25 protein-coding genes are annotated in these 25,300 nt (G+C 66.0%); 6 read left to right on the top strand and 19 right to left on the bottom strand.

All coding sequences use genetic code 11. The features are described from left to right. Positions 1-122: 122 nt before the first annotated feature. From ABNX08_RS27360 to ABNX08_RS27350, 3 genes are all read left to right on the top strand, one after another. The gene (locus ABNX08_RS27360) at positions 123-1,172 is read left to right on the top strand and encodes a branched-chain amino acid ABC transporter permease (RefSeq protein ID WP_022538837.1); all 1,050 of its coding nucleotides are present in this window, start codon (positions 123-125) and stop codon (positions 1,170-1,172) included. A 105-nt stretch (positions 1,173-1,277) separates the two neighbouring features. Further along, positions 1,278-3,017 (top strand): ATP-binding cassette domain-containing protein, encoded by a 1,740-nt coding sequence (locus tag ABNX08_RS27355; RefSeq protein WP_374063729.1) that lies wholly within the window; start codon positions 1,278-1,280, stop codon positions 3,015-3,017. 9 nt (positions 3,018-3,026) lie between these two features. Further along, positions 3,027-3,770: an ABC transporter ATP-binding protein gene (locus ABNX08_RS27350; RefSeq protein ID WP_022538835.1), complete on the top strand. Its 744-nt coding sequence runs from the start codon at positions 3,027-3,029 to the stop codon at positions 3,768-3,770. Between the two features lie 81 nt (positions 3,771-3,851). Here the strand turns inward: ABNX08_RS27350 and ABNX08_RS27345 are convergent, their stop codons facing one another. Next, positions 3,852-4,799 (bottom strand): PDR/VanB family oxidoreductase, encoded by a 948-nt coding sequence (locus ABNX08_RS27345; protein ID WP_041681801.1) that lies wholly within the window; start codon positions 4,797-4,799, stop codon positions 3,852-3,854. 4 nt (positions 4,800-4,803) lie between these two features. Beyond that, a complete protein-coding gene (locus tag ABNX08_RS27340) occupies positions 4,804-5,859 on the bottom strand; it encodes an aromatic ring-hydroxylating dioxygenase subunit alpha (RefSeq protein ID WP_022538833.1) in 1,056 nt (351 codons plus the stop codon). Positions 5,860-5,959: 100 nt separating this feature from the next. Between ABNX08_RS27340 and ABNX08_RS27335 the strand changes: the two genes are divergently transcribed. Next, entirely contained in the window at positions 5,960-6,964 is a 1,005-nt protein-coding gene (locus ABNX08_RS27335; RefSeq protein ID WP_022538832.1) for a LysR family transcriptional regulator, read from the top strand. A gap of 12 nt (positions 6,965-6,976) precedes the next feature. Here ABNX08_RS27335 and ABNX08_RS27330 read toward each other — a convergent pair whose 3' ends face one another. The 4 genes from ABNX08_RS27330 to ABNX08_RS27315 all read right to left on the bottom strand — a co-directional run bounded on the left by ABNX08_RS27330 (position 6,977) and on the right by ABNX08_RS27315 (position 10,964). Further along, complete coding sequence (locus ABNX08_RS27330) at positions 6,977-7,981, bottom strand: tripartite tricarboxylate transporter substrate binding protein (RefSeq protein WP_022538831.1); 1,005 nt, start codon at positions 7,979-7,981, stop codon at positions 6,977-6,979. Positions 7,982-8,050: 69 nt separating this feature from the next. Beyond that, positions 8,051-9,121: a hydroxyacid dehydrogenase gene (locus tag ABNX08_RS27325; protein ID WP_022538830.1), complete on the bottom strand. Its 1,071-nt coding sequence runs from the start codon at positions 9,119-9,121 to the stop codon at positions 8,051-8,053. Then, the gene (locus ABNX08_RS27320) at positions 9,118-9,795 is read right to left on the bottom strand and encodes an RraA family protein (RefSeq protein WP_022538829.1); all 678 of its coding nucleotides are present in this window, start codon (positions 9,793-9,795) and stop codon (positions 9,118-9,120) included. The genes ABNX08_RS27325 and ABNX08_RS27320 overlap by 4 nt, the downstream gene beginning before the upstream one ends. Then, the gene (locus tag ABNX08_RS27315) at positions 9,792-10,964 is read right to left on the bottom strand and encodes an alpha-hydroxy acid oxidase (protein WP_022538828.1); all 1,173 of its coding nucleotides are present in this window, start codon (positions 10,962-10,964) and stop codon (positions 9,792-9,794) included. The genes ABNX08_RS27320 and ABNX08_RS27315 overlap by 4 nt, the downstream gene beginning before the upstream one ends. A 247-nt stretch (positions 10,965-11,211) precedes the next feature. Between ABNX08_RS27315 and ABNX08_RS27310 the strand changes: the two genes are divergently transcribed. Next, positions 11,212-12,114, top strand: coding sequence for a LysR family transcriptional regulator (locus ABNX08_RS27310; RefSeq protein ID WP_022538827.1), 903 nt, complete (start codon positions 11,212-11,214; stop codon positions 12,112-12,114). 229 nt (positions 12,115-12,343) lie between these two features. Here the strand turns inward: ABNX08_RS27310 and ABNX08_RS27305 are convergent, their stop codons facing one another. From ABNX08_RS27305 to ABNX08_RS27260, 10 genes are all read right to left on the bottom strand, one after another. Continuing rightward, positions 12,344-12,763: a hypothetical protein gene (locus tag ABNX08_RS27305; RefSeq protein WP_022538826.1), complete on the bottom strand. Its 420-nt coding sequence runs from the start codon at positions 12,761-12,763 to the stop codon at positions 12,344-12,346. Between the two features lies 1 nt (position 12,764). Further along, a complete protein-coding gene (gene accC, locus ABNX08_RS27300; protein WP_022538825.1) occupies positions 12,765-14,123 on the bottom strand; it encodes an acetyl-CoA carboxylase biotin carboxylase subunit in 1,359 nt (452 codons plus the stop codon). Then, positions 14,116-14,583, bottom strand: coding sequence for an acetyl-CoA carboxylase biotin carboxyl carrier protein (gene accB / locus ABNX08_RS27295; protein WP_022538824.1), 468 nt, complete (start codon positions 14,581-14,583; stop codon positions 14,116-14,118). The genes accC and accB overlap by 8 nt, the downstream gene beginning before the upstream one ends. 7 nt (positions 14,584-14,590) lie before the next feature. Continuing rightward, a complete protein-coding gene (locus tag ABNX08_RS27290; protein ID WP_041681799.1) occupies positions 14,591-15,370 on the bottom strand; it encodes a 5-oxoprolinase subunit PxpA in 780 nt (259 codons plus the stop codon). Positions 15,371-15,414: 44 nt separating this feature from the next. Next, positions 15,415-16,392 (bottom strand): biotin-dependent carboxyltransferase family protein, encoded by a 978-nt coding sequence (locus ABNX08_RS27285; protein WP_022538822.1) that lies wholly within the window; start codon positions 16,390-16,392, stop codon positions 15,415-15,417. Further along, entirely contained in the window at positions 16,389-17,096 is a 708-nt protein-coding gene (pxpB, locus tag ABNX08_RS27280) for a 5-oxoprolinase subunit PxpB (RefSeq protein ID WP_349606697.1), read from the bottom strand. Before pxpB ends, ABNX08_RS27285 begins: the two co-directional genes overlap by 4 nt. A gap of 44 nt (positions 17,097-17,140) precedes the next feature. After that, positions 17,141-18,112 carry a tripartite tricarboxylate transporter substrate binding protein gene (locus tag ABNX08_RS27275; RefSeq protein WP_022538820.1) on the bottom strand — a complete coding sequence of 324 codons (972 nt, stop codon included), beginning with the start codon at positions 18,110-18,112 and terminating at the stop codon, positions 17,141-17,143. A gap of 187 nt (positions 18,113-18,299) precedes the next feature. Then, complete coding sequence (locus ABNX08_RS27270; protein ID WP_041682105.1) at positions 18,300-19,112, bottom strand: alpha/beta fold hydrolase; 813 nt, start codon at positions 19,110-19,112, stop codon at positions 18,300-18,302. A gap of 65 nt (positions 19,113-19,177) precedes the next feature. Then, positions 19,178-20,425, bottom strand: a complete 1,248-nt coding sequence (locus tag ABNX08_RS27265; RefSeq protein WP_022538818.1) for a pyridoxal phosphate-dependent aminotransferase — start codon at positions 20,423-20,425, stop codon at positions 19,178-19,180. Further along, positions 20,422-21,090: an RraA family protein gene (locus ABNX08_RS27260; protein WP_022538817.1), complete on the bottom strand. Its 669-nt coding sequence runs from the start codon at positions 21,088-21,090 to the stop codon at positions 20,422-20,424. Before ABNX08_RS27260 ends, ABNX08_RS27265 begins: the two co-directional genes overlap by 4 nt. A 103-nt stretch (positions 21,091-21,193) precedes the next feature. Between ABNX08_RS27260 and ABNX08_RS27255 the strand changes: the two genes are divergently transcribed. Continuing rightward, positions 21,194-22,135 (top strand): LysR family transcriptional regulator, encoded by a 942-nt coding sequence (locus ABNX08_RS27255; RefSeq protein ID WP_022538816.1) that lies wholly within the window; start codon positions 21,194-21,196, stop codon positions 22,133-22,135. A gap of 34 nt (positions 22,136-22,169) precedes the next feature. Here ABNX08_RS27255 and ABNX08_RS27250 read toward each other — a convergent pair whose 3' ends face one another. From ABNX08_RS27250 to ABNX08_RS27240, 3 genes are all read right to left on the bottom strand, one after another. Then, on the bottom strand, positions 22,170-23,606 hold the full coding sequence (locus ABNX08_RS27250; RefSeq protein ID WP_349606701.1) for a sensor domain-containing diguanylate cyclase: 1,437 nt from the start codon (positions 23,604-23,606) through the stop codon (positions 22,170-22,172). A 226-nt stretch (positions 23,607-23,832) separates the two neighbouring features. Then, positions 23,833-24,810 carry a tripartite tricarboxylate transporter substrate binding protein gene (locus tag ABNX08_RS27245; RefSeq protein ID WP_022538814.1) on the bottom strand — a complete coding sequence of 326 codons (978 nt, stop codon included), beginning with the start codon at positions 24,808-24,810 and terminating at the stop codon, positions 23,833-23,835. A 95-nt stretch (positions 24,811-24,905) separates the two neighbouring features. Continuing rightward, positions 24,906-25,292, bottom strand: a complete 387-nt coding sequence (locus ABNX08_RS27240) for a VOC family protein (RefSeq protein WP_022538813.1) — start codon at positions 25,290-25,292, stop codon at positions 24,906-24,908. Positions 25,293-25,300 lie beyond the last annotated feature (8 nt).

The following is a 25,300-nucleotide window of genomic DNA, read 5'->3' as shown; positions in this document are numbered from 1 at the left end:
CCGCCACGCGGGCAGCAAGAAGTACCACCAGAAGTCCAGGGCGCCCGCACGGCGCCGAAGGACTCAGCTTTCGATTGCAGCGCGCCCGTGCGGGGCGCCTGACCGAGGTACGAGGAGACAACATGGATATCACAACCGCCGCCCTGCTGGCGCAGGACGGCATCACTTCAGGCGCGGTGTACGGCCTACTCGCGCTGGCCCTGGTGCTGGTGTTTTCCGTCACGCGGGTCATCTTCCTGCCGCAGGGCGAGTTCGTCGCCTATGGCGGGCTCACGCTGGCCGCGATGCAGGCGGGGCATGCACCGCAGACCAGCCTGCTGCTGGTCGGCATGGGCGTGCTGACCTTTATCTTCGATGCCGTGGCCGTGATGCGCAGCCGCGATTTGCGCCGGGCTGCGCCGCGCCGCATCGCCGTGTTGGCGGTGAAGTACCTGCTGTTTCCTGCTGCGGTGCATCTGGCCGCGCAGGCCTGGGGCGGCCAGCGGGCGCCGATGGCGGTGCAGGTCGCGCTGACGCTGCTGATCGTTATCCCGCTCGGGCCGATGCTGTACCGAATCGCCTACCAGCCGCTGGCCGAGGCCAGCACGCTGGTGCTGCTGATCGTCTCGGTCGGCGTCCACTTTGCGCTGGTGGGGCTGGGCCTGGTGATGTTCGGCGCGGAGGGCTCGCGCACCGTTTCATTCTCCGAAGCGTTTTTCGAACTGGGCTCCATCAACGTCTCCGGCCAGAGCCTGTGGGTGGTGGGCGTGGCGGGCCTGCAGATCGCGGCACTTTACTTCTATTTCGAACGGACCCTTCCCGGCAAGGCACTGCGTGCCACGGCGGTCAACCGGCTGGGTGCCCGGCTGGTTGGGATCGGCACCACGCAGGCGGGGCGGCTGTCGTTCACGCTGGCCGCCGCGATCGGCGCGCTGTGCGGGGTCCTGATTTCACCGCTGACGACCGTGTACTACGAGTCCGGCTTCCTGATCGGCCTGAAAGGCTTTGTCGGCGCCATTGTCGGCGGGCTGGTCAGCTATCCGCTGGCGGCGGCCGGCGCGCTGCTGGTTGGGCTGCTCGAATCCTATTCCTCGTTCTGGGCCAGCGCCTACAAGGAGGTCATTGTCTTCACGCTGATCATCCCGGTGCTGCTGTGGCGGTCCGTGGTCAGCAAGCCGGCTGAGGAGGAATAATCCATGGAAATCGCGACGAACAAAGACCAGCGTGTCGCTGGCGTACCCGGCACGCGTGCAAACGCGATCGCCGCGCGGCGCCTCGCCTGCTGGTTGCTGCTGGCGATGCTCCTGCTGCTGCCGGTACTGCCCACGCCGGAATTCTGGATCACGCTGGGCAACTACATCGGGCTGTACAGCATCGTGGCGATCGGGCTGGTGCTGCTGACCGGCGTGGGCGGCATGACCTCGTTTGGACAGGCCGCATTCGTGGGGCTGGGAGCGTACAGCACCGCGTACCTGACTACGCAGTTCGGGCTGTCGCCGTGGTTCGGGCTGCTGGTGGGGCTGGTGATCACGGTGGCCTCGGCCTATGTCATCGGGCTGATCACGATGCGCATGTCCGGGCATTACCTGCCGCTGGCGACGATCGCGTGGGGCCTGTCGTTGTTCTTCCTGTTCGGCAACCTGGAATTCCTCGGCAAGTATGACGGGCTGAACGGCATCCCGGTGCTGTCGTTCCTTGGCATCGAGCTGCAGTCGGGCCGCTCGATGTTCTACCTGATCTGGGCCGTGGTGCTGGTGTCCGTGCTGGCGATGCAGAACCTGCTGAACTCGCGCCCGGGACGTGCCATCCGCGCGCTCAAGGGCGGCGGCGTGATGGCCGAGGCCATGGGTGTGAACACGGCGTGGATGAAGGTGGTGATCTTCGTCGTGGCGGCGATCCTCGCGTGCGTGTCGGGCTTCCTGTACGCGCATCTGCAGCGCGCGGTGAACCCGACGCCGTTCGGGCTGAACTACGGCATCGAGTACCTGTTCATGGCGGTGGTTGGCGGCGTGGGCCACGTGTGGGGCGCGGTGCTGGGTGCAGGCATCCTGACCATCCTGAAGGACGTGCTGCAGGGCGTGTTGCCCAAGCTGCTCGGTGCCAACGGCAACTTCGAGATCATCGTCTTCGGCGTGCTGCTGGTGCTGTTGCTGCAGTACGCGCGCGATGGCATCTGGCCGTTCCTGCGTCGTCTCTTTCCTTCGGGCCCGGCGGTGTTGGCACCGGCGCAAGCCGAGGCGTTGGCCGTGCGGCAGAAGCCTGAGGCCGGCGAGCTGATCCTGGACGTGCGTGCCGCGCGCAAGGAGTTCGGCGGACTGGTCGCGGTGAACGATGTCAGCTTCCAGGTACGGGCCGGCGAGATCATCGGCCTGATCGGTCCCAACGGCGCCGGCAAGTCCACCACCTTCAACCTGGTGACGGGCGTGCTGCCAGTCACGCGCGGCGAAGTGCGCTATCGCGGCGAGGTGATCTCGGGCCTGCCGTCGCGCGAGATCGTCAAGCGCGGCATCGGCCGCACCTTCCAGCATGTGCACCTGCTGCCGACCATGACGGTGCTGGAGAACGTCGCCATCGGCGCGCACCTGCGCGGCGACTTCCGCGCGCAGGGCGGCGTCTCCGCTGCGATCCTGCGCATGAACAAGGCCGAGGAAGAGAAGCTGCTGTTCGAGGCGAAGCGCCAGCTCGAACGCGTAGGCCTGGCCGACTGCATGTACATGGAAGCCGGCAGCCTGGCGCTGGGCCAGCAACGCATCCTGGAGATCGCGCGCGCGCTGTGCTGCGACCCGGCGCTGTTGCTGCTCGACGAACCGGCCGCCGGCCTGCGCTACAAGGAGAAGCAGGCGCTGGCCGAGCTGCTGCGCAAGCTCAAGGGCGAGGGCATGAGCGTGCTGCTGGTCGAGCACGACATGGACTTCGTGATGAACCTGACCGACCGGCTGGTGGTGATGGAATTTGGCACGCGCATTGCCGAGGGCGTGCCCGAGGAAGTGCAGAAGAACCCCGCGGTACTGGAAGCCTATCTCGGTGGCGTGGAGTAAGGACCCGACATGAGCCTGATTCTCGAAGTGAAGGACCTCCACGTCCGCTACGGCAAGGTGGAGGCGGTGCACGGCGCCAACCTGAAGGTGGAAGCCGGCAAGATCGTCACCGTGATCGGCCCCAATGGGGCCGGCAAGTCGACCATGCTCAATGCGATCATGGGCGCGCTGCCGGTGAACGGCTCGTCAAGCGGATCGGTCAGCTACCTCGGCCACGACATGGCCGGCATCCCGGTGGAGGGGCGCGTCGCGCGCGGCATGTGCCTGGTGCCGGAGAAGCGCGAGCTGTTCGCGTCGATGACGGTGGAGGACAACCTGCAGCTTGGCGCCTTCCGCCGCAAGCGCGCGGGCGAGAAGAACTATCTCGACCAGATGGATGTGGTCTACGACTTGTTCCCGCGCCTGCGCGAGCGCGCGCGACAGGAGGCGGGCACGCTGTCCGGCGGCGAGCGCCAGATGCTCGCGGTGGGCCGCGCGCTGATGGCCAAGCCGCAACTGCTGATGCTGGATGAACCCAGCCTGGGGCTGGCGCCGCTGATCGTCAAGGAGATCTTCCACATCATCAGCAACCTGCGCACGACGGGCGTGGCGACGCTGCTGATCGAGCAGAACGCGCGTGCCGCGCTGCAGGTGGCGGACTATGGCTATGTGATCGAGACCGGGGATATGTCGATGGAAGGGCCGGCCGATGAGCTGGCGAGCGATCCAAAGGTGATCGAGACCTATCTGGGGCTGGCGAAGAAGGCGGCGTGATCCGGCGCGACAACGACGGAAGCGTCTTTTGACACATCCAGACGTGGACCGCAGCAGGCACCGCGGTCCATGCCTGTGCGCTCAGAGGTCAAGCACCAGCTCCCCGCCTTGCGCCCTCGAAACACAGATCAGGATGGATCGGTTCGCGGCCCGCTCGTCCTCGCCCAGCACGTAGTCGCGATGGTCCGCGGCGCCGGCAACCAGCGGAACTTCGCAACTCCGGCACAGGCCTTCGCGACACGCTGACGGCAGGCACAGGCCATTCGCTTCCAGCACGGACAGGATGCTGTCACCGGCAGGGATGGTGAAACGCCCGCCATGCCGCAGCAAGCTGACTTCGAACGCGCCGTCAGGCTTGTCACTCCGGTCGGTATCGGCGCCAAAGTGCTCGAAGTGTACGGCGCCGGACCCGATTCCGGCCTCCCGGGCACAATCCGACACGGCGTCCATCATCGGCCCGGGGCCGCAACAATACACATGCCAGCCGGCAGGCATCTCGCGCAGTGCAGCGCCCAGGTCGACCCGTTCGCCGCCATGCTCGTCATCGGCATGGACGACAAAGCGATCAGCATGGGAGGCGAGCCGGTCGAGGTAAGCGGCGGCGCCGCGCGAGCGCACACAATACAACAGACGCCACTCGCGTCCATGCTCAACGCACCAGCGGATCATGCTGAGGATCGGTGTGATGCCGATGCCGCCCGCAATAAACAGATGTGCTGGCGCGGACGTTTCCAGCCGAAACAACGATCGCGGCGTGCCGACCTGCAGGCGATCGCCCACTCGCAGTTGCTCATGTGCATAGCGCGATCCGCCGCGGGATGCTGGCGCCAGGCCAATGCCAAGGCAATAGCGTCCGATATCGGCAGCCGAGCTGGCAATCGAGTATTGCCTCGTCAGGCCGTTGGGAAGCGCCACGTCGACGTGTGCGCCGGGATCAAAGCCTGGCAACGCTGCACGCGACGGGCAGCGCAACTCGACGCCCAGCACGCCCTCTGCTTCCGCGCGCAATCCGGTGACAACCAGTTCCATCACGTCAGGCCTCCTTCAGTTGCCGCACCTGCCCGCGCTGGGCGGCTTCTTCTTCCAGTCGACGTGCGACCACCCAGCGGAACTGGGACAGGGCCGCGTCAATGGAGAACGGAACCATCTTGAAATCAGGCGCGAGTGCCAGCGAGCGCTGCTGAGCGGTGATGATGTCGCGGTCCTCGTCGAACGCTGCCACTACGCTCTGGTGGATGGACCGGGTGACCTCGGGCTGGTCGATCGCGAAGTTGTGCGGATGGGCAAAGAAGTAGTGTGTGGAGTTCTCGGTTTCCGGCGTCAGTGCCTGGCAGCCACGGAATTCCGCGGCGTCGACGCGCCTGCCTTCCGGTGCCCCGGTCCCGGTCGGTGCCATGCCGGAGTCCATCAGCAGGATTGCCGGCAGCGTGAAGTTGTAGATGTTCCAGCGGTCGACCTTGCCCGGCCAGTCCTTGACCTGCTTCGCAAACGGCGGGGCCTCGGTGTCGATGGTCCAGCGGATAATGCGCACGCCATCGTCGAGACGCTCGACCTTCGGCTGCACGCCCGCGTAGTCCTCGCTGCCCCCGAGCGTGGTGGGATGAACGAAGGGCAGGTGCGAGAAGTCGAGCAGGTTGTCGGCGATCAGCAGGTAGTTGACGTCGTAGTGGATGTAGCCATCGAGGCTGCGCCACGCCGAGTCGTCCAGCCAGTGGGTGTCAGGGATCAGCGCCGGATCAGCCGCTTCCGCGTCACCCATCCAGATCCAGATCCAGCGATTGCGCTCGACCACGGGGAAGGTCCGCACGCGCGCTTGCGGCGGGATCCGCTGCTGCGCCGGCGCCTCGATGCATTGGCCGGTGGGATCGAACTTGAGCCCGTGATACATGCAGCGCACGCAGTCGCCTTCGCGCCGGCCCACCGACAGCGGAGCGCCGCGATGGCAACAGCGGTCTTCCATCGCCACCAGCGTTCCGTCTTCCGCGCGGTACATCAGCACGGGGATGCCGATGATGGTCCGGCTGAACAAGTCGCTGGGCCCGACTTCCTTGTCCCAGCCCGCCACATACCAGGTGTTCCTGACAAACATCTTCTGTCTCCTGTATCGATTTGCGGCCTCTCTGGGCCGCCTTGACAGGAGATTAGGCAGGGGCTCACTATGCGTCAATCGCATGCAGAACATAGTAAGGATGTACGCCGTGCATAACGCTCCATTCGACTACAACCTGCTTGCCGTATTCGACGCCATGCTCCGCGAGCGCAATGTGACGCGTGCGGCCAAGCAGCTCGGCCTGACGCAAAGCGCGATGAGCCATGCGCTGAACCGGCTGCGCAGCTATTTCGATGACCCGCTGTTCGTCAAGACCGCGCACGGGATGACGCCGACGACCAAGGCCGAGGGCCTGGCCGGGCCGATCCTCGACGTCATGACGACCATGCAGACGCGCGTGCTGCCACAGTCCAGCTTCGACCCGGCGACCATGCAGCGCACGTTCACGCTATGCATGACGGACATGGGCGAGCTGGTATTCCTGCCGCCGCTGATGCAACGCCTGCGCGCCATCGCGCCGCGCTGCTCGCTGCGCACCTTGCAGGTACCGATGCCGCAGATCGAGGCGCTGCTCGCCTCGGGCGAGGCGGATCTGGTGCTGGGCTCAGTGCGCATGGCGCCCGAGGCGCTGTTCCAGCAGCAACTGTTCATGCATGGATTCGTGACCATCGTCAGCAGTCGCAACAAGATGGTTGGCGACACGCTGACTGTCGAGCAGTTCGAGACCATGCCGCACATTGCGGTCAGTTTGGCGGGGCGCGCGAGCCCCGCCTACGACGCCGCATATGAAAGCCACGGGCTGAAGCGCCGCGTCTATATTCACACCCCGCACTTCCTGACCGTGCCGCTGCTGATGGACCGGGAGCCGGACCTGATCGCCACGGTGCCCGAAGAGCTTGCCAACGTCTTCAGTCGCTATGGCGTGGTGCGCGTGGTGAAACCGCCGGTGGCCTTGCCACCGTTCGCGTTGAGCCAGTACTGGCACCCGCGCTTTCACCACGATCCCGCGATCGTCTGGTTGCGGCAGCTCGTCAAGCAGACCTTCGATCAGTATCCGGCGATCCCCGCATTGCCAGCAGATGACGCCTCGCCGAAGCGACGCAAGGATGCGGGGCGCAAGCCTGCAAAGAGTACTAAGCGATAGCCGCCAGCACGCTCAGTTCTCCTGCCACGGCATCTCCTTCCACAGCTGGCGGAAGCCCGCCTCGCCGCGCTCCAGCTCCGCGCTGTAGGCCGCCGGCGCGAGATAGCGCAGCGGCGCATACATCGCCTCGGCCTGCTGGCGGAACTGCGGATCGGCGACCACGCGCGCCATGGCATCCACCAGTTTCTTCTTGACCGGCTCAGGCAGTCCCTTGGGCGCCGCCAGGCCGCGCAGCGAATTCAGCTCGATGTCGAAGCCCTGCTCGCGGAAGGTGGGCACATTAGGGGCGAGGGCTGCTCGTGTCGCACCCATCTGGCCGATGAACTTGATCGGCGAGCCGCCTTTCTGGTACTGCAGCGCCTCGCCCACGTTGATCGCGCCGATGGTGAGCTGCTGCCCCACCAGCGCCGCACGCACGTCGCCGGCGCCCTTGTAGCCGACATGGGTCAGCTTGACGCCCGCGGCCTTTTGGAACAGCAGCATGGCGAGGTGGTCGTCCGAGCCTACGCCGGTGGTGCCGACCGACACCTCTCCCGGATGCGCCCTGGCATGGCGCACCAGCGCCGCCAGCGAGTCGATGCGGTCGCTGTTGTGCACGGTGAAGGCGCCCGGATCGTCGACCAGGTTGCCGATCAGGTCGAAGCTGCGCCAGGTGAAGGTGGTCTTGCGCTCGATCGGAATGGTCAGCAGGTTCGGCGTGTTGATAAAGCCGATGGTGTAGCCGTCCGGTGCGGCCCGCGCCAGTTCGGCAAAGCCGATGGCGCCGCCCGCGCCGGGCTTGTTCTGTACCACAACCGTGGCGCCGCCGAGCTGCTTCTCCAGGTGGCGGGCCAGCAGGCGGGCCACCAGGTCGGTACCGCCGCCGGGACCGTAGGCCACGATCATCTGGATTGGGCGGTTGGGATAGGGCGCCTCTGCCTGTGCGCCGGTTGCGGTGGCGAGGCAGCAGGTCAGCGCGAGTGCGCCGGCCACACGAAGGGTGATGCGCCGGCGCCTTTGATTGGAAGTGGGGTGCATGGTAGGTGTCTCCTCGCCGGTCTCTTGCGCCGGCCTGTTATGAGTGAAGAATAGTTCGCGGCCTGTTGGCTACGGTGTGACCGATGCCTCCATCGCAGCCGCGATGCGCATGCGCGCACGCGGCCAGACTTCGGGGTTGACCAGCCGCTCGGGCCGCTCGCCACTGGCCAGCAGTGCGACGATTTGAGTGGCGGCCAGTTCGGCGTTCCTGCGCCGCGCTTCGTGCGTGACGCCAGCGGTGTGGAAAGTGGCGACAACGTTGTCCAGCACGAGCAGCGGGTTCTCGCGCGGCGGCGGCTCCTGCTCCCACACATCCAGGCCGGCCCCGGCAAGATGGCCACTGGCCAGCGCCCCATGCAGCGCGCCCTCGTCATGGATGCCGCCACGCGCGGTGCTGACAAAGATGCTGCCCGGCCGCATCGCGGCGAAGGCCGCGGCGTCCATCATGCGCAGCGTGGTGGCGTCGCGCGGGCAATGCAGCGAGACCACGTCGGCACTGCGAAGCAATTCTTCGAAGGACACCGCCTGTGCGCCACGTGCGGCCAGTTCCGCCGCATCCAGCGCCGGATCGCAGCCGATCACGTGCATGCCGAAGGCGCGGCCGAGCGCGGCGACGCGGCGGCCCGCGTGGCCCACGCCGACCAGGCCGAGCGTGCGGCCGCGCAGTTCGTGGCCCATCAGGTCCTCACGGCTCTCGCAGTTGTGCGCGCGCAGAAGGCGGTCGGATTCGGCGATGCGGCGCAGCACAGCCAGCATCAGGCCCAGCGTCATCTCTGCCACCGAGTCGGCGTTGCCGCCGGCCTGGTTGAGCACCGCGACGCCCGCTTCGGTGCAGGCATCGATGTCGATGGTGTCGCAGCCGGAGCCACTGGACGACACCGCCAGCAGGTCGGGGCAGCGCGCCAGCAGCGCGGCGTCGGCGAACCAGCGGCGGGGGATCTCGTCCTTGGCGGCCGAGATCTGGTAGACATGGGCGGTGGACAGCCGGGCCCACGCTGCCGCGCCGGCGCCTTCGCGGGCACAGGTGTGCAGCGTCAGGCCAGGCGTGGCCGTGATGATGCGGTCGAAGGCCGGGTCCAGCCAGTGGTCGAAACGGACCACCGTGCCGGTGGCGGGCATCGGCAGGCGGGGCGCGTTCATACCACCCCCTTCTCGCGCAGCGTGCGCTCGACCCAGCTGCGATCGGCGCGGCCTTGCGCGATCGATTCGAGCACCGCTGCTTCGGTGCGCTGTACGTCCTCCACGCGCGCGGCGATTTCCTCGGCGTCTTCGGCCGCAACGACCAGCAGGCCGTCGCCATCGCCCAGGACCAGGTCACCGGGGCGCACCACCATGCCGTCAATGCAGACAGATACGTGCAGTTCGCCGGGGCCATCCTTGTACGGGCCGCGATGCGAGACCCCGCGCGCATACACCGGCAGCGTTTCCTTGCCGATGGTGTCGCTGTCGCGGATCAGGCCGTCGATCACGAAGCCCGCTGCGCCGCGCGCGATCGCCAGCGCCAGCATGATCTCGCCGATGATGGCATTCGGACCGGCGCCACCGGCATCGACGACGATCACATCGCCGGGGCCGCAGAGGTCGAGGGCCTTGTGAACCATCAGGTTGTCGCCAGGCCGGGTGCGCACCGTGAGGGCGCGGCCGGCCATGACGCCATCGCGCCGGTGATAGGGCCGCAGTTGCGTGGTGCCGACGGTGCGGCTCATTGCGTCGCTGACATTGGCCACCGGGAAGCTGCGGTAGCGCTCCAGCAGCGCGTTGCTGACGGTTGGCGCCGGCTTGGGGTGGATGCGGAAGCCGTGTAGCGTGCTCATCGATAAGTCTCCGGGTGAGGGGGCATGTGCGGGGAGGTGGCAGGTCGGATGCAGGCAGAGCCGATGTCTGCCAGCCGGGTAAGGCCGAGCATCGCCATATCGCGCGAGATCTCGGCCTGCAACAATTCGATGGCGTGTGCCACGCCGGGGGTGGACCCTACTGTCGCCGCGTAGGCGAATGGTCGGCCGACAAAGACGCAACGCGCGCCGAGCGCGAGGGCCTTGATCACGTCCGTGCCGCGGCGTACGCCGCTGTCGAGCATCACTGGCAGATCGGGTACGGCGTCAACGATCTCAGGCAGGACACGCAGCGGTGCGATGGCGCCGTCCAGTTGCCGGCCGCCGTGGTTCGAGACGATGATCCCGTCCACGCCGTGCCGGCGCGCCAGCAAGGCGTCTTCCGCGGTCAGGATGCCCTTGACCACCAGCGTGCCTTTCCAGCGCCGGCGGATGGCTTCAAGGTGTGTCCAGGTGAAATGCGCGCGGTCGGAGAAGTCGCGCAGCACGCGCGACGACAGGATGGGTGCGCCGCGGTGCGCATAGGCATTCTCGAAATGCGGCATGCCATACCGCAGCAGCGTGCGCGCGAAGGTGCCGAGCAGCCAGCGCGGATGCGCGATGCCTTGCCATGCGAGGCTCAGGCTCGGCCGCAGCGGTGTCGAGAAACCGGCGCGCACATTGTTCTCGCGATTGCCCGCAACGGGCGTATCGACGGTGATCACCAGCGTCTCGACGCCTGCCGCCTCGATGCGCGACAACAGCCCGTCGATCTGCGCCAGGTCGCCGGGCAGGTAGGCCTGGAACCATGTCCCGGGCGCGGCCGCCATCACTTCTTCCAGCCGGATCAGCGACGAACCGCTCATGATCGCCGGCACCGCGGCCTGTTGCGCGGCCTGCGCCAGTACGATATCGCCGCGGTAGGCGAACAATGCCGCGATGCCCATGGGCGCAACGCCGAAGGGTGCTGCATAGCGCCGGCCGAACAGCTCGAAGCCCAGTTCACGCGTGGCCACGCCGGCAAGCACGCGCGGCCGCAGCGCGATCTCGGCGAAGGCACGGCGGTTCTCCGCCAGCGAGACGCTGTCCTCCACCGCGCCGCTGACGTAGGCGTACAGCGGCCGGGGCAGGCGGCGGCGGGCGAGCGGTTCAAGGTCGTTCAGCGAAAGCACTTGCCTGCGCAGCGCGGCTGCGCCTCGGGCTGGCGCGGTCGGCGCAGCGGCGGCAATTGAGGCACTTTCCGCACTGGCGGAAGGCGCTGCTGCAGGGGCTTGGATGGCTGGCATGGTCGATGTGAGATGGCTAGGCGACGACTAGGCACCAATCTAGCAACCGCGAAGAGACGATAAAAGCGAAAAATAACGAAGCTATAATTTCGCTTTTAGGAAACAGACAATCGCCACTCGCGGCCCTGACCCCATGACCCTCAAGCAACTGGAAGCCTTCTACTGGGCCGCGACCTGCCTCAACTTTTCAGTCGCCGCAGAGCGCTGCCACCTGTCCGTGTCCTCGCTGTCCAAGCGGGTGGCCGAGCTTGAAACCTCCCTCGGCGTGCAGCTGTTCGACCGAAGCGGCCGCCGTGCCGAACTGACGGCGCAGGGCGAGCAGATGCTGCCGCGTATCCGCGAGCTGCTGCGGGTTGCGGCTGAGCTGCAGCAGTCGGCGGGGCAGAGCCGTGGCCTGCAAGGCCGTTGCCGCGTGGGGTTGGGCGAACTGAGCGGCCTGACCTGGCTGCCCCGGCTGGTACGGCAGGCGGCCATCCGGCATCCGGAGCTTCAGCTTGAGCCCTACGTCGATATCGGTCAGGTGCTGGAGCAGCGCCTCGAGGATGGCGAACTCGACCTCGCGGTGATCGCCGGGCCGTCATCGCGCAGCAGCCTCGCGTCGGAACGGATCGCACAGGTCGACTTTGTCTGGGTTGCGACCGAGCCCTTCATCGAAAAGACCGGCACCGACGATCCGCGGCGGCTGATGGCGGAGCAATTGCTGCTATCCCTGCCGGTCGGCGCGGGCGGCACGCGGGTGCTCGACCAGTGGCTGGCGAGCCGCGGCATGGCGGTCAACCGTCGTCTGGTGTGCAACAGCTGGGGCGCCGTGGTCGGCATGGTGGCGGAGGGACTGGGTTTCGCCTTCATGCCGAAGCAATGGGCAGAGGCGCTGGAAGCGCGCGGGGTGTTGCAGATCCTGAAGAAGGGGGGCGCGCTGGAACCGCTGCACTATGTCGTGCAATGGCGTCGCGACGATGCGCGCCTGCTGATCACGGAGATGCGCGACGTCATCAAGGACGTGATCGAATTCCAGGCGCCGCGTTGCCTGGTGTAGACCGCGTCAATCGCAGGGTAGATTTGGCGCAGGGTGCGCAGATTTCGCACGCGGCCGTACTACGGGCGCCCCTGTGAGTGGTGGCGGACGCACGAGTGGCAAGCCTGGAACGGCATTTGGGTGGATGTCATGCTTTGAACCACCATTTGGTTGCTCCCTCTCCCGCAAGCGGGAGAGGGAGCAACCCGGCCGCATGTGAAGAAGCTATCGGGCAGAGAGCTGTTGGCGCCTATGACGCCTTCTCGAACGCGAAAAGCGCCTGCCCAAAGCCAACCAACGTACCGCTTTCGGCAAGCTGCTCCCCTGGCACGCCGCGCTCTCCGGCGTTCACCGCACTGAGCACTGAACCGACACGCAGGTAGCCCACTGCCTCGCCGGCCTCGACGGTGCGGTCGGCCAGCGCGAAGGTCTCTTCCGCCAGCGGGTGACTGGCGTAGAACACGCCTGCCGCGGGCGCTCGTATGCAATCGAGCGCCGCGCCCGGGGTTTCTGCCTGAGGCATACCTTGACTGGCGCCATCAGACCCCACCCCGTCGCCGTCCGCCGGACGTTGCAACACCAGGTGCTTCCCTTCCAGTTCGAGTTCCAGCCTGGCAATCGGCTTGCCATCAAGGCGCTGAACCAGCCGCTCGATATCTTCCAGATTCATGTCAGTTCGCCTCCCCAAGGCCCTGTGCCAGGCATCGTTCCAGATGATGGATGTCATATCCGCCTTGGGTGAAGCCAGGCTCGTCCATCAGTACCCGGTGCAGCGCCACGTTCGAGTCGATGCCGCCCAGCACGATTTCATCCAGCGCCACACGCATGCGCGCGATCGCTTCCTCGCGTGTGGCGCCATGTGCCAGCAGCTTTGCAACCAGCGAGTCATAGTTCGGTGGCACCGCGTACCCGGCATAGAGATGGGATTCCACGCGTATCCCGGGACCGCCAGGGGGAATCCACGCCGTGATGCGCCCGGGAGCCGGCGTGAACCGCCATGGATGTTCCGCGTTGATGCGGCATTCCACGGCATGCCCGCGAAACACCACATCCTCCTGCCGGAAGGAAAGCGGTTCCCCGCGTGCGATGCGCAATTGCTCGGCGACGATGTCGATCCCCGTGACCAGTTCGGTGACCGGATGCTCGACCTGCACCCGGGTGTTCATCTCGATGAAGAAGAAGGCGCCATCCTCATAGAGAAACTCAAAGGTGCCAGCGCCACGGTAGCCGATATGCCGGCACGCCCGGGCACATTGCTCGCCGATCCTGGCGATTTCCTCGCGTGAAACGCCGGGTGCCGGGGATTCCTCGATGACCTTCTGGTGGCGCCTCTGCATCGAGCAGTCGCGCTCGCCCAGCCAGACGGCATTGCCGTGGGCGTCCGCAAGCACCTGGATTTCGATGTGCCGGGGATGCTCGAGGAACTTCTCGATATAGACCTCCGGGTTGTTGAAGGCCCGCCCGGCTTCCTCCCGGGTCATCGCGACCGCCTGTGCCAGCTCATTGGCGGCGCGCACGATGCGCATGCCGCGCCCACCACCGCCACCTGCCGCCTTGACGATCAGGGGATAGCCGACCGTTTCGGCCAGTGTAGCGGTTGCCGGCAAGTCATCCGTCAGTGCTCCCTCGGAGCCGGGAACGCAGGGGACACCGGCTTCGATCATGGCCCGTTTGGCGCTGACCTTATCACCCATGCGCCGGATCGAGGCCGCGGTGGGCCCGATGAATACCAGCCCGGCGTTCTCCACGGCTTCAGCAAAATCCGCGTTCTCCGACAGGAACCCATACCCGGGATGGATGGCCTCGGCCCCCGACAGCCTGGCGGCCAGCAGCAGTTCGTTCTGGTCCAGGTAACTGCGGCCGGCTGGCGCTGGTCCGATGCACAACGCCTGGTCGGCGAGGGCGACGTGCCGCAGGTTCGCATCGACTTCCGAGTGGACGGCAACCGTCCGGATGCCCAGCTTGCGGCAGGCCCTCAGCACCCGCAGCGCGATCTCGCCGCGATTGGCGATCAGCACCGATTCAAACATCGCCGTCTCCGGCAGGCTCGATCGCAAAGAGCGGGGCGCCTGCTTCTACCGCTGCACCATCCGCGGCAGCAACGCGGACCACCCGCCCCTTAAGATCGGCTTCCACGGCATTCAGCATCTTCATGGCCTCGATGATGGCAAGCTGTTGTCCCTCTTCAACCAGGTCACCGACCGCCACGAACGGAGGCTGGCCTGGCGCAGGGGCGCAATAGAACAAGCCCGCAAGCGGCGCCGATACGGTTCGTGCCTTCGGCTCGACCTGGATGGGGGAAGCGGTAAGGGCCTGGGCGGGCGCTTCCTGCACTGGCGTCGCCAACGCGGGCGACGTTCCGGCTGTCCCCTGGTTGCTTGAGCGCACCAGCCGGATGCGCCCGCCATCCTCGGCGTACTCGAGTTCCGACAGCGTCGAACGCTCCAGGATGCCGATAAGCTGCTCCACGAAATCGATGTCCATCGTCATGGCCACCTCAGCTAAAGGACCGTACGGTGACGCCAGCCTCTTCCAGCGTGCGCCGCACCTCCGCGGCCATGGCAATCGCCCCCGGCGTATCGCTGTGCACGCAGATCGACTCGATCGGCGCGGGTACCAGCTTGCCGGAGATGGTTTCGATGGCGCCGGCGCGAACCATCCGCAGCATTCGTGCCGCGGCCTCGTGCGCGTCGTGCAGCACCGCGCCGGGAATCTTGCGATGCACGAGGTGGCCCTCGTCGGTGTAGGCGCGGTCTGCAAACACTTCAGCGCACACGCGCAGGCCCATCTCCTTGCCGATGCGTTCAAGATGGCCATTCGCGAATGTCAGGCAAACCAGCTTCGGATCCACCGCCTTGATCGCCCGGGCGATGGCGGTAGAGACCTCGGCGTCGGTCTGGGTCAGGTTGCCCAAGGCGCCGTGAGCCTTGACGTAGGTGATGGGATGGCCCGCGTACGCGGAAAGCGCTTGGGCAGCGCCAATTTGATAGGCGACCAGCCGCTCGATCTCGCCGGTGCTGAACGGAATGATGCGCCGGCCGAAGCCCCACAGGTCCGGGAAGCCGGGGTGGGCGCCCACCGCAACCCCGCGCTCCCTGGCCAGCGCGAAGGTCTTCGCCATGATCTCAGGATCGCCCGCGTGCAAGCCGCAGGCGATATTGGCGGAGCTGACGATATTCAGGATGGCTTCGTCGTCGCCCATGTGATAGGCGCCGAAGCCCTCGCCCATGTCGGAGTTGAGGTCGACGCGCAAGGATGCTGCATTCTGCCTGGTCATGGTTGAGCTGTATGTGGATGTGATTGGAAGGCGGGAAGGGTGGCTTAGCTGCGTCGCGTCATCAGCGCGATGTTGCTGCGCAGGGACGCACGTTCTTCGGCTTGCGCTTTCGAGGCGGCGATGGCCTGGTCCTGGTCGACGGTCGTGAATCGCACGCTGCAACCCACAGGCGCTTGTGCAAGCCGCCAGAGGTCTGCCTCGATCACGGTGGCGATCTTCGGATAGCCGCCGCAGGTATTCGCTTCCGCGAGCTGGATGATGGGTTGTCCGGAGGGCGGGACCTGGATCGTTCCTGGCACGATGCCGTGCGAGAGCAGTTCCAGCGGGCGGGTCAGCGTCAACGCTGTGCCGACCAGGCGATAACCCTGCCGGTTGGCGTCGGGCGTGACCTTGTAGTCGGTGGTGGTGAACGCCGTTCTTGCCTCGTCGCTGAACATCTCGTATTCGGCGGCTGGCACTGCCCGCACCGTGATGCATCCTCGGGATAGCTCTTGCCAGAAGGGCGGAATATCGTTGGGGATCAGGCCCAGACCGGACGCCTGCAGCACCGGATTCCCTGCTTTCCCGAGCGGCAGCACGTCCCCGCGCCGCAGTCCACGCCCCTCCCAGCCTCCGAATCCGCCCTTGAGGTCAGTGGAGCGAGAGCCCAGCACGGGGGCAACGTCAATGCCGCCCGAGAAGGCCAGGTATGCGCGTGCGCCCCGGCGGGGACGTTCGACGACCAGGACCTGGCCGGCCCTGGCGCGTCGGCCCCACCAGGGCGCCAACACGTGGTCGTCCAGCAGCAGGCGGCTGTCCGAGCCGGTACAGGCGAAGACAGTGTCGGACTGAAAGCGCATGCGGAACGGAAACAGGCCGATCTCGATCCCGGCTTCGCCGTCGTCGTTGCCAACCAGTGCGTTGGCGAGGGACAGCGCCATGACATCCATGGCGCCACTACGGCCAACCCCGATGCCGAGATGGCCCGGCCTGCCCAGGTCCTCGACGATATTCGGCGCGCCCGTGGAGAGGACTTCAATCATGATTCGATTCCCTTCACCCGAAAATGCACCCGGTCCCCGGGGGAGAGCAGGCAAGGCACGCTGCGGCTCGGGTCGAACATGCTCAACTCCGTCATGCCGATCAGATGCCAGCCGGACGGCGCGGTACAGGGCATGACCCCGGCCTGGCTGCCTCCGATTGCCACCGAACCTTTCGCCACCTGCATCCGCGGCACCTGCCGGCGGGGTGTGGCGAGCCGCGCAGGCAGGCCGGTCATGAAGGCAAAGCCAGGGTATGCGCCAATGCAGGCGACCGAGTAGACAGCGGCGCTGTGCTGGCCGACAAAGGTTTCGATGTCGAGGCCGGCGCCTGCGGCCAGGGCCGGCAAGTCTTCGCCGGTTTCCCCGCCATAGACCACGGGGATCTCGATCTCCCGGCCCTGGCGCACACTGACTTCCAGCGTCTCCCAGAGTGCAGGCAGGCATTCACGAGCCTTGGCCGGATGCAGCAGCATGGGGTCAAAGACGACAAGGAGGTTGTTGACGCCGGGAACGGTTTCCCGAATGCCATCAAGCACCTTGCCCGCCGAAAGCAGCGCAGAAAGCGCCCAGACACGTTCCTGTGTCGCCGGGTCGAACGCACCGGCGCAGGCATCGAGAAGCAGTGCGCAGGTACCTGCCGCGTGCACCCTCAGCGTTCGCCGGGCGCCGCCTGCCATCGGCGGCGCTTGTTCCTCGGCTGCCATCGTTGTGATATCCACTCGTACACTCCGTTACGCTGCTGCTGGTATCAATCGAGCTGGATGCCGGCGTCGTCGACGACCTTCTTCCACTTGACGGTCTCGCTCTTCATCAGGGAACCCAGTTGCTCCGGAGTCCCGCCGGCGGGTTCCAGGCCCATCTCGACCAGCTTGGCCCGGGTTTCCTTGTCGCGGAGGATTTCATCGATGGCCTGGTTAAGCTTGGCCACCACGTCCTTGGGCGTACCTGCCGGCGCGACAAAGGCCTGCCAGAAGATCATTTCGAAGCCTTGCATGCCGGATTCGGATACGGTGGGCAAGTCGGGGTACTCGGCGGACCGCTTCGTGGTGGTGATGGCCAGGGCCTTCAGCTTGCCGGCCTTGACCAGCGGCATCGCCTCGGGCACGAGCGCCATCATGACCTGCACCTGGCCGGCCATCAGGTCCTGGAGCGCGGGCGCGCCGCCTTTGTAGGGCACATGAACCACATTGGCGCCGGTGACCCGCTTGTAGAGCTCCATGCCCAGGTGGCTTGGCGTACCGTTGCCAGCCGAGGCATAGCCCTCGCTGCCGGGTTTGCCCTTCAGGAACTTGAGCAGGTCCGCCATGGACTTCGCCGGTACGTTCGGGTTGACCACGACAACGCTGGGGATGGTCGTGGTCTGGATGATGGGCGCGAAGTCTTTGCTCGGGTCATACGAGAGCTTGCTGTACAGACTCGGGTTGACCGAGAGCCCCGTCATCGTGGCCAACAGGATGTTGTAGCCGTCCGGTGCCGATTTCGCCACGAAGCTCGCGGCAATGGCTTCGCTGGCGCCGGGCCTGTTCTCCACGACGACGGGCTGGCCGAACTTCGCCGTCAGCTTATGCGCGACCATGCGCGCAACGGCGTCCGTGGAGCCCCCGGCAGGATATGGAACGACGAGCCGGATTGGCTTGGTCGGGTAGTCGGCGGCGCTTGCGGTGGGGGTGTTCGAGGCAAGTGTCAGGCAGGCGACCAGGCAGGTAATAGCGAACTTCATGACAGTCTTCCTTTTGTGGGGGCAAGAACAGATCGTGGGGGCACAGCACGCAACAACGCTCACACGCCGGAGTGGTGTAGATACAAGTCTTGGCGTTGGTTATGGATATGTAAATTCCAAAGTTCGTAGCGCTTTCATACGCGGAGGCTCTCGAACCCGTCTGGAGCCAGTCGATGACGGCTGGGCATCACACACACACACGGGCCAGGAACCTGGCAATCCGCTCCCACATCGCGGGTGCGTTCGAGTACATCGGAAAATGCCCGCACAGCGGAATCTCCGCCAGTTCCACGCCATGGCTTTGTAGTTGTTCCAGGTAAGAAAGCGAGGCGTTCTGCTCTCCGTACATGAACATCCTGGGGCAGGGCAATTCCAGGAACTTCGTCATCAGGTCGGCGTTGTCGGACAGGTCGACCATCGATTCGAATATCCCCCGTACTGCGCCGGCGCGCACCTTGTGGCGCAGGCTTGCCGCATACAGCGGACTGGAGAAATACGGGGAATGCCAGGTACGGTCGATGAACTCGTCAAGGAAGTGATCCGCGTCCTCGCTGTGATGCGAGACGATCTGCCGGCTGAGGAAGCAATCCTCCGGGGCCACGTTGCCCTCGATGTCGACGAAGCTCAGCACGCGCTCCGGCACGCGGTGGGCCAGCATCAGTGCAGTCAGGCCGCCCATGGAATGCCCGACCAGGTGAAACCGGTCCATGCCGAAATGGTCGAGTGCCGCGAGCGCGGTTTCTACCAGGAAGGGAATCGAGATCCGGGACAGGTCCCGGCATTCCGTTTCGCCGCAACCGGGTGCGTCGTAGGCGAGGACTGCGCGATCTGCGAGTGCGGGATGTAGGACCACGTCCGCATAGTCCTCCTTGGTCGAGCCAAAGCCATGCAGGAAGACCAGGGGAGGGTGTTTGCCGGGCCGATGGAGGGCGGACAGTTCGATGTCGGTTCCGTTGACTGACAGGTGGACGCGTTCCTTGGTGAGTGTGCTTGGTGACACGCTGGCGAACTCCATGGTGGGGGCGAATATGACGGTCGACCTAGTTGGTCCGCCATTGCGGCAGTTCAATCTCGCAGGGACTGACAGAACTTCCGGATTGCCTCGCACGCCTGCCGCAGCGACTCGGTGTCGAGTGCGTAGGCGATCCGGATGTATGGGCCCAGCCCGAATGCACTGCCATGCACGACCGCCACATTGGCCTCATCCAGCAGCGCCCCCGCGACATCCTCATCGGTACCGAGCAGCGTCCCGGCAGCCGTACGCCGCCCCAACAACCCCTCGCACGACGCAAACGCATAGAACGCGCCTCCAGGCACCAGGCATGACAACCCCGGCGTCTCATTGAGCATGCGGACCATCATGTCCCGCCGCTCCTCGAAGACGGCACGCGACTCACGGATAAAGTCTTGCGGTCCGTTCAGCGCGGCCAGCGCGGCATGCTGGGAGATGGAGCAGGTGCCGGAGGTCTGTTGTCCCTGGACCTTCTCCATGGCTTCCAGCAGCCAGCGAGGGCCGGTGCCGAAGCCGATGCGCCAGCCGGTCATGGCGTAAGCCTTGGAAACGCCGTTCATGGTCAGGGTTCGCGGCGCGAGGCGCGGCTCCACCGCGGCGACCGTGTGGAAGCGCGCGCCGTCGAAGGTCAGGTGCTCATAGATATCGTCTGACAGCACCAGCACATGCGGGTGTGCCAGCAGCACCTCGGCGAGCGCAGCCAGTTCCTCCCGCGTATAGACGGCACCGGTGGGATTGGACGGCGAGTTCAGGATGAGCCAGCGCGTCCTGGGGCTGATGGCGCGCGCGAGTGCGGCCGGGGTCAGCTTGAAGCCGACATCTGCCCCGCACGACACAATCACCGGTGTCGCGCCGGATAGCTGGACCATCTCCGGGTAGCTGACCCAGTAAGGCGCGGGCACGATGACCTCGTCGCCAGTGTTCAAGGTGGCCGACAAGGCGTTATAGATCACCTGCTTGCCGCCGGTGCAGACGATGGTGTCCTGCCAGCCGACGTCGAGGCCGTTGTCGCGCTGGAACTTGGCGGCAACGGCTTCACGCAGCGCGCGCATGCCGGCCACTTGCGTGTAGCGGGTATGGCCAGCGCGAATCGCTGCGATGGCGGCATCGCACACATGCGCCGGGGTGTCGAAGTCCGGCTCGCCGGCGCTCAGCGAAATGACTTTGGCACCGGAAGCCCGCTTTGCAGCCACCCGGTCCATCATCCGGTAGGTCGCCGAGGCCTGGGCACTGGCCAGGTTGACGTTCAGGCGTTGGACGTCGAGCGCCGATTCGAAGAACCCTTTGTCTGCCGCGCTCATTTTGCTTCCTTGCTGTGGATGGCTTCGAATTCCTTGTCGTGCATCACTTCCTCAACGGAGCGGCCGGCGCGTACGGCCTGGACCATGCCGTCCTGGCGGCGGGCGATGCGCTCGCCCAGGTCCAGCACTTCTTCAATGCGCGCTGCCGGGACGAAGACCGTGCCACAGCGGTCGGCGATGACATAGTCGTCCTGGCTCACGACCACGCCGGCGAAGACCACGGGCTCCCCGGCGCCGAGCTGCACCACCCGATTGCGCGCGCTGATCATGGTCACGCCGCGACCAAAGACCGGATAGCCGATGGATTCGCTGCCTTCGATATCGCGGCTCAGGCCGTCGATGACGGTGCCGCGCACCTGCCTGGCGTTCGCGGCATTGGCGAGGATGTCGCCCCAGCAGGAGATGCCTTCGAGCCCGCCGGCGATCACCAGGATGCGGTCGTCGCTGCGGATCTCTGCGATGACGGGGGTGATCAGATGTGCCGTCGGCGCGGCATCGGTCTTGGCGCCAAGCTGGACGGTGCTCGCCCTGCCGACGATCCTGGGGCAGTCCCAGAGGGGGCGGATGCTGTACGTTGCGCCGGGCAGGTTCAGGAAATCCAGCGCGTCCGATACCGTGTTGGTATCGAGGGCGGCAAGGCGGTCGAGCAGGGTTTGCGGGTGCATTCCGGCGTCCTCAGTGGTTGCTTGGCTTGCACTATCGGCGCTAGAGTTCGATATGTAAATTCCGAAGAACGTAAGCTTTTCATACGCCAAAGCTATCAAAGCCATGATCAACTTCAGACTGGTTCGGCATCTATGGCTGTTCCTGGCCGTTGCTGAGGAGGAGCACTTCGGCCGCGCCGCCAAGCGGCTGGGAATGTCCCAGCCGCCGCTGACCGAGCAGATCCAGGTGCTTGAGCACGCGCTGAAGGTAAAGCTCTTCGATCGGTCCAGGAGAGGCGCGAAGCTCACGCCCGCGGGCGCGGCGATACTGCCGGCGGTACGCAAGTTCGCGGAGCAGCTGGAGCGGCTCGAGCTGGCGGTGCGCGAGGCCGTCCAGGGGCAGAGCGGCCTGCTGACCATCGGCGCGATCTCGTCGGCGATGGTCGACACGCTGCCCCCGCTGATCGACCACCTGAAGGCGCAACACCCGCAGCTGACCGTGTCGGTCAAGGAGATAGACAGCGTGGATGCGGTGCCGGCGCTGGAGCGGGGGGACGTAGACCTGGCGTTCGCCCGACTTGAAGGCGACCTGGGGCCGTCCATCAAGTCCATCGCGCTGAAGCAGGACCGGCTGGCTGTCGCGCTGCCCAGGTCTCACCCTCTGGCAGAGATGCCGCGTGTCCGCCTGGCGTCGCTTGCGGATGAGGAGTTCGTGATGTTCTCCCGGCAGGTGAGCCCGGTCTACTACGACAGCCTGATCACGACCTGCAGGGCGGCTGGCTTCTCACCCCGCGTGCTTCACGAAGTACGGACCGTGTCGTCCCAGATTGCCTTTGTCGGCTGCGGACAAGGGATTGCACTGGTGCCGGCGTCGTTGAAGAAGGCCGCCTCCGACAACGTGGTGGTCAGGCCGCTGAAGGAAGCGGTCAATGTGGTCACGACGGCGATGGCATGGTCGACCAGCCGCGAAAACCCGATGATCGAGGCGGCGATCGCAGCGCTGGCAGCGGGAAAGATCGTGGAGCGCAGGCCGCGGCGTCGGGGTGCGGCAGCATCCGCTGGCTGAATCGCCGAGGAACGTGGTCCTCAGGCAGGATAGTTCAAGACGCCAGCGCCGCGGCCGTGGCGCTAAAGGTCGCCACGCAATTGCGCCCCGAGCGCTTGGCCAGGTAGAGCGCTTCATCGCCGGCGCGCAGGAAGGCGCGCAGCTCGCCGAAGGTTTCATCACTGCCCGCGCGGTTGTCGTAGGTCACCACGCCGACGCTGACCGTCAGCTGCCCGTCAAGCCCCGCGGCGTTCGGGATCCGCAGGGCCTGGACCGCCGCGCGCACGGCTTCTGCGATGACGGCCGCGCCGGACGCGTCGGTGTGGGGCAACAGGATGGCGAACTCTTCGCCGCCATAGCGGCCCGCATAGTCGCCGGGGCGCCGCACGTGCCGCTGGATGCAGGCGCCGACCGCGGCCAGGGCGTCGTCGCCGGCCTGGTGCCCATACCGGTCGTTGAACTGCTTGAAGTGGTCGACGTCCAGCATCAACAGCGACAGCGGCTCGCAGTGCCGCCGCGCGCGCCGCCATTCCACGTCGGCGGCGTCGTCGAGCGCGCGCCGGCTGCCCAGCCCGGTCAGGCCATCGGTGTTGACCATCCAGCGCAGGTGTTCTTCCATGTCGACGCGGCGGCGCCACTGGCGCGACAGCAGCACCGACAGCGCAATGATGGCCGCGTCCATGGCGCCAATCAGGGATGCAAAGAGCCACGCGCGGCGATACCAGGGAGCCAGCACGTCGTCGGTGGCACGCCCCACCACGACGATCAGCGGGTAGCCCGGGATACGCCTGAAGCTGTAGAGGCGCTGCACGCCGTCCACCGCGGCGACGCCGATATACGAACCTTGCGTGCCATGCAGCAGCGGGGCGAACGAAGGGCTGCCGGAGATGTCGCGTCCGATCGAGGCCGCGTCATAGGGACGCCGCATGATGATGGGCCCGTCGGTGCGCACCAGCGTCAGCGTGCCGCCCGGGCCAAGGCTCACGCCGTCGAACAGCTTGCGGAAGTAGTTCAGTCGCAAGGTGCCGACGACGATGCCGGCAAAGCTGCCATCCGGCGCGGAGAACCGGCGGCTGATGCCGATGGACTTGTTCTCCGGCGTCAGGCGCGGCTGGAACGGCCGGCTCAGGAACAGGCCGGCGTCAATGCCGTTGCGATGCGCCTGGAAGTAATCGCGGTCGGCCACGTTGACCGGACGCGGCGGCCACTGGTGCGAATCGAACATGAGGTTGCCATTGGCATCGGTGACCAGCAACGAGCCCACGTCTTCGGCGTTGATGGACCGGTCGAACAGCAGGCGCTGGCGCAGCCCCGGGGCCAGCGCCATGATCGACGGATCGTGCAGGGCCTCGACCACCCCGCCAATCGCCAGTGCGTGGATCTGCAGGTTGCGCGTGATGCTGCGCTCCAGCGTCAGCGCCAGGTTGGCGGACGCTTCGCTGGCATTGTCCAGTGCATCCCGGCGCATCTGCACCAGGGCGAGCCCGCCCATGGCGGCGATCATGCATACGAGGACAAGGCTGGCGGCGACAATGAGGGACGCCGGGCGGTAAAAGGGTCTGCGAGCGGGAAAGTGGATCATGTGGCGCACGAAGGAAGGCCCTTCTTCTTATATGCGCACATTGTAGTACCTGGCCACCGATTCGAACGGCAGCCCGCCGGTCCGGCGAACCGTATCCGGCACTTTGGTTCGCCGTTCTCCCAAGAAAAGCCAGGGTTCAGTCCGCGCGAATATTGGAGTCCTTGACCACCTTTGCCCAGGTCGCCAGTTCCTGGTCGACAAACCTGCCCAGCTCCTGCGGCCCCATGTAGGCAGCGAAGGCGCCTTGCTCCTCGACCTTCTTCTTGTAGGCATCGCTGGCCACGATCTTCTTCACCTCCTGCGACAGCCGCTCGACGATGGCCGGGGGCGTGTTGGCCGGGGCGAACAGCGCGAACCAGGACTCGACCTCATACCCCGGCAGGCCGGCCTCCGCGGTGGTCGGCACGTTGGGTAGCGAGGGATGGCGCTTCGGCCCGGCGTAGGCAAGCGCCTTGATCTTGCCGGCCTGCACATGGCTGATGACGCTCGGCGGCGTGGTGATGAACATATCGACCTGCCCGCTGATCAGGTCGGTGACGACCGGCCCGGCGCCCTTGTACGGCACGTGCGTCATCGGGACCTTGGTCTGGCGGCCAAACATCTCGCCGGCGATATGCTGGATCGAGCCATTGCCGGACGACGCGTAGAACAGCCCCTTGCCATTCGACTTGCCATAGTCCACCAACTCCTTCAGCGACTTCGCCGGGAGCTTCGAACTGACCGCAATGACGTGCGGTGCGCGCATGACCAGCGCTACCGGCGCAAAGCCGGACGGTTTCCAGCGGATCTGCGGGAACAGCGCCGGATTGCCGACGTGGTAGCCGGAATACTGGAGCAGCAGCGTGTACCCGTCGGGGGCGGCCCGTGCGACCGCCTCGGTGCCGATATTGCCGCTGGCGCCGGGCCGGTTGTCGACGACCACCGGCTGCCCCAGCGCGGCCTGGAGCTGTTCGCCGATCAGGCGCGCCACGATATCGGTCGAGCCGGCCGGCGCGCTGGGCACGATCAGCGTGACCGGCTTGCTCGGGTATGCGCTGCCGCTATACGCCGGCGCTGTGGCGACCATGGTTGCCATGGCCAGTAGGGTTGCTGCAGCGATATGGATTCGCTTCATGGTTGTGTCTCCTCGACCGACTTCTGCGGTAGGTGTTGCCATTTCTGGTCTGTAGCCTCCGGCGCAAGGCCGGGTGCCGCTTGCGCTGGCCCGTCTCAGTCGACCAGTTCCGAAATCTCGATCAGGTTCAGGTCCGGGTCGCGCACATAGACCGAGCGGATCTTCTGCGTGGCGCCGGTGCGCGCCACCGGGCCTTCAACGATCGGCCACTGGCAGCGCAGCAGATGCGCGATCACCTCGTCGAGCGGAACCGACGCGATAAAGCACAGGTCGAGCGCGCCGGGCACGGGAAGGTGGGCCTTGGGCTCGAATTCGGCACCACGCTGGTGGAGATTGATCTTCTGGTTGCCGAAGCGGAAAGCCAGGCGGCCGTTGCCGAAGGTTTCGAGCTTCATCTGCATGACTTCCGTGTAGAAGTGCCGCGTGGCTTCCACGTCGACGCAGGTCAGGACAAGGTGATCGAGATGGTCGATAAGGGACATGATCGTTT

The sequence above is a fragment of the Cupriavidus sp. DF5525 genome (assembly GCF_040149425.2).
GTDB lineage: Bacteria > Pseudomonadota > Gammaproteobacteria > Burkholderiales > Burkholderiaceae > Cupriavidus > Cupriavidus pickettii_A.
Note: the sequence above shows the minus strand (reverse complement) of the source record. Positions and strands in the feature narration are given on the sequence as shown.

What these genes read in the sequence shown, in the direction of transcription:
- ABNX08_RS27360 (WP_022538837.1), top strand. Translation starts at nt 123, where the DNA reads ATGGATATCACAACCGCCGCCCTGCTGGCGCAGGACGGCATCACTTCA.
- ABNX08_RS27355 (WP_374063729.1), top strand. Translation starts at nt 1,278, where the DNA reads ATGCTCCTGCTGCTGCCGGTACTGCCCACGCCGGAATTCTGGATCACG.
- ABNX08_RS27350 (WP_022538835.1), top strand. Translation starts at nt 3,027, where the DNA reads ATGAGCCTGATTCTCGAAGTGAAGGACCTCCACGTCCGCTACGGCAAG.
- ABNX08_RS27345 (WP_041681801.1), bottom strand. Translation starts at nt 4,799, where the DNA reads ATGGAACTGGTTGTCACCGGATTGCGCGCGGAAGCAGAGGGCGTGCTG.
- ABNX08_RS27340 (WP_022538833.1), bottom strand. Translation starts at nt 5,859, where the DNA reads ATGTTTGTCAGGAACACCTGGTATGTGGCGGGCTGGGACAAGGAAGTC.
- ABNX08_RS27335 (WP_022538832.1), top strand. Translation starts at nt 5,960, where the DNA reads ATGTACGCCGTGCATAACGCTCCATTCGACTACAACCTGCTTGCCGTA.
- ABNX08_RS27330 (WP_022538831.1), bottom strand. Translation starts at nt 7,981, where the DNA reads ATGCACCCCACTTCCAATCAAAGGCGCCGGCGCATCACCCTTCGTGTG.
- ABNX08_RS27325 (WP_022538830.1), bottom strand. Translation starts at nt 9,121, where the DNA reads ATGAACGCGCCCCGCCTGCCGATGCCCGCCACCGGCACGGTGGTCCGT.
- ABNX08_RS27320 (WP_022538829.1), bottom strand. Translation starts at nt 9,795, where the DNA reads ATGAGCACGCTACACGGCTTCCGCATCCACCCCAAGCCGGCGCCAACC.
- ABNX08_RS27310 (WP_022538827.1), top strand. Translation starts at nt 11,212, where the DNA reads ATGACCCTCAAGCAACTGGAAGCCTTCTACTGGGCCGCGACCTGCCTC.
- ABNX08_RS27305 (WP_022538826.1), bottom strand. Translation starts at nt 12,763, where the DNA reads ATGAATCTGGAAGATATCGAGCGGCTGGTTCAGCGCCTTGATGGCAAG.
- accC (WP_022538825.1), bottom strand. Translation starts at nt 14,123, where the DNA reads ATGTTTGAATCGGTGCTGATCGCCAATCGCGGCGAGATCGCGCTGCGG.
- accB (WP_022538824.1), bottom strand. Translation starts at nt 14,583, where the DNA reads ATGACGATGGACATCGATTTCGTGGAGCAGCTTATCGGCATCCTGGAG.
- ABNX08_RS27290 (WP_041681799.1), bottom strand. Translation starts at nt 15,370, where the DNA reads ATGACCAGGCAGAATGCAGCATCCTTGCGCGTCGACCTCAACTCCGAC.
- ABNX08_RS27285 (WP_022538822.1), bottom strand. Translation starts at nt 16,392, where the DNA reads ATGATTGAAGTCCTCTCCACGGGCGCGCCGAATATCGTCGAGGACCTG.
- pxpB (WP_349606697.1), bottom strand. Translation starts at nt 17,096, where the DNA reads ATGGCAGCCGAGGAACAAGCGCCGCCGATGGCAGGCGGCGCCCGGCGA.
- ABNX08_RS27275 (WP_022538820.1), bottom strand. Translation starts at nt 18,112, where the DNA reads ATGAAGTTCGCTATTACCTGCCTGGTCGCCTGCCTGACACTTGCCTCG.
- ABNX08_RS27265 (WP_022538818.1), bottom strand. Translation starts at nt 20,425, where the DNA reads ATGAGCGCGGCAGACAAAGGGTTCTTCGAATCGGCGCTCGACGTCCAA.
- ABNX08_RS27260 (WP_022538817.1), bottom strand. Translation starts at nt 21,090, where the DNA reads ATGCACCCGCAAACCCTGCTCGACCGCCTTGCCGCCCTCGATACCAAC.
- ABNX08_RS27255 (WP_022538816.1), top strand. Translation starts at nt 21,194, where the DNA reads ATGATCAACTTCAGACTGGTTCGGCATCTATGGCTGTTCCTGGCCGTT.
- ABNX08_RS27250 (WP_349606701.1), bottom strand. Translation starts at nt 23,606, where the DNA reads ATGGGCGGGCTCGCCCTGGTGCAGATGCGCCGGGATGCACTGGACAAT.
- ABNX08_RS27245 (WP_022538814.1), bottom strand. Translation starts at nt 24,810, where the DNA reads ATGAAGCGAATCCATATCGCTGCAGCAACCCTACTGGCCATGGCAACC.
- ABNX08_RS27240 (WP_022538813.1), bottom strand. Translation starts at nt 25,292, where the DNA reads ATGTCCCTTATCGACCATCTCGATCACCTTGTCCTGACCTGCGTCGAC.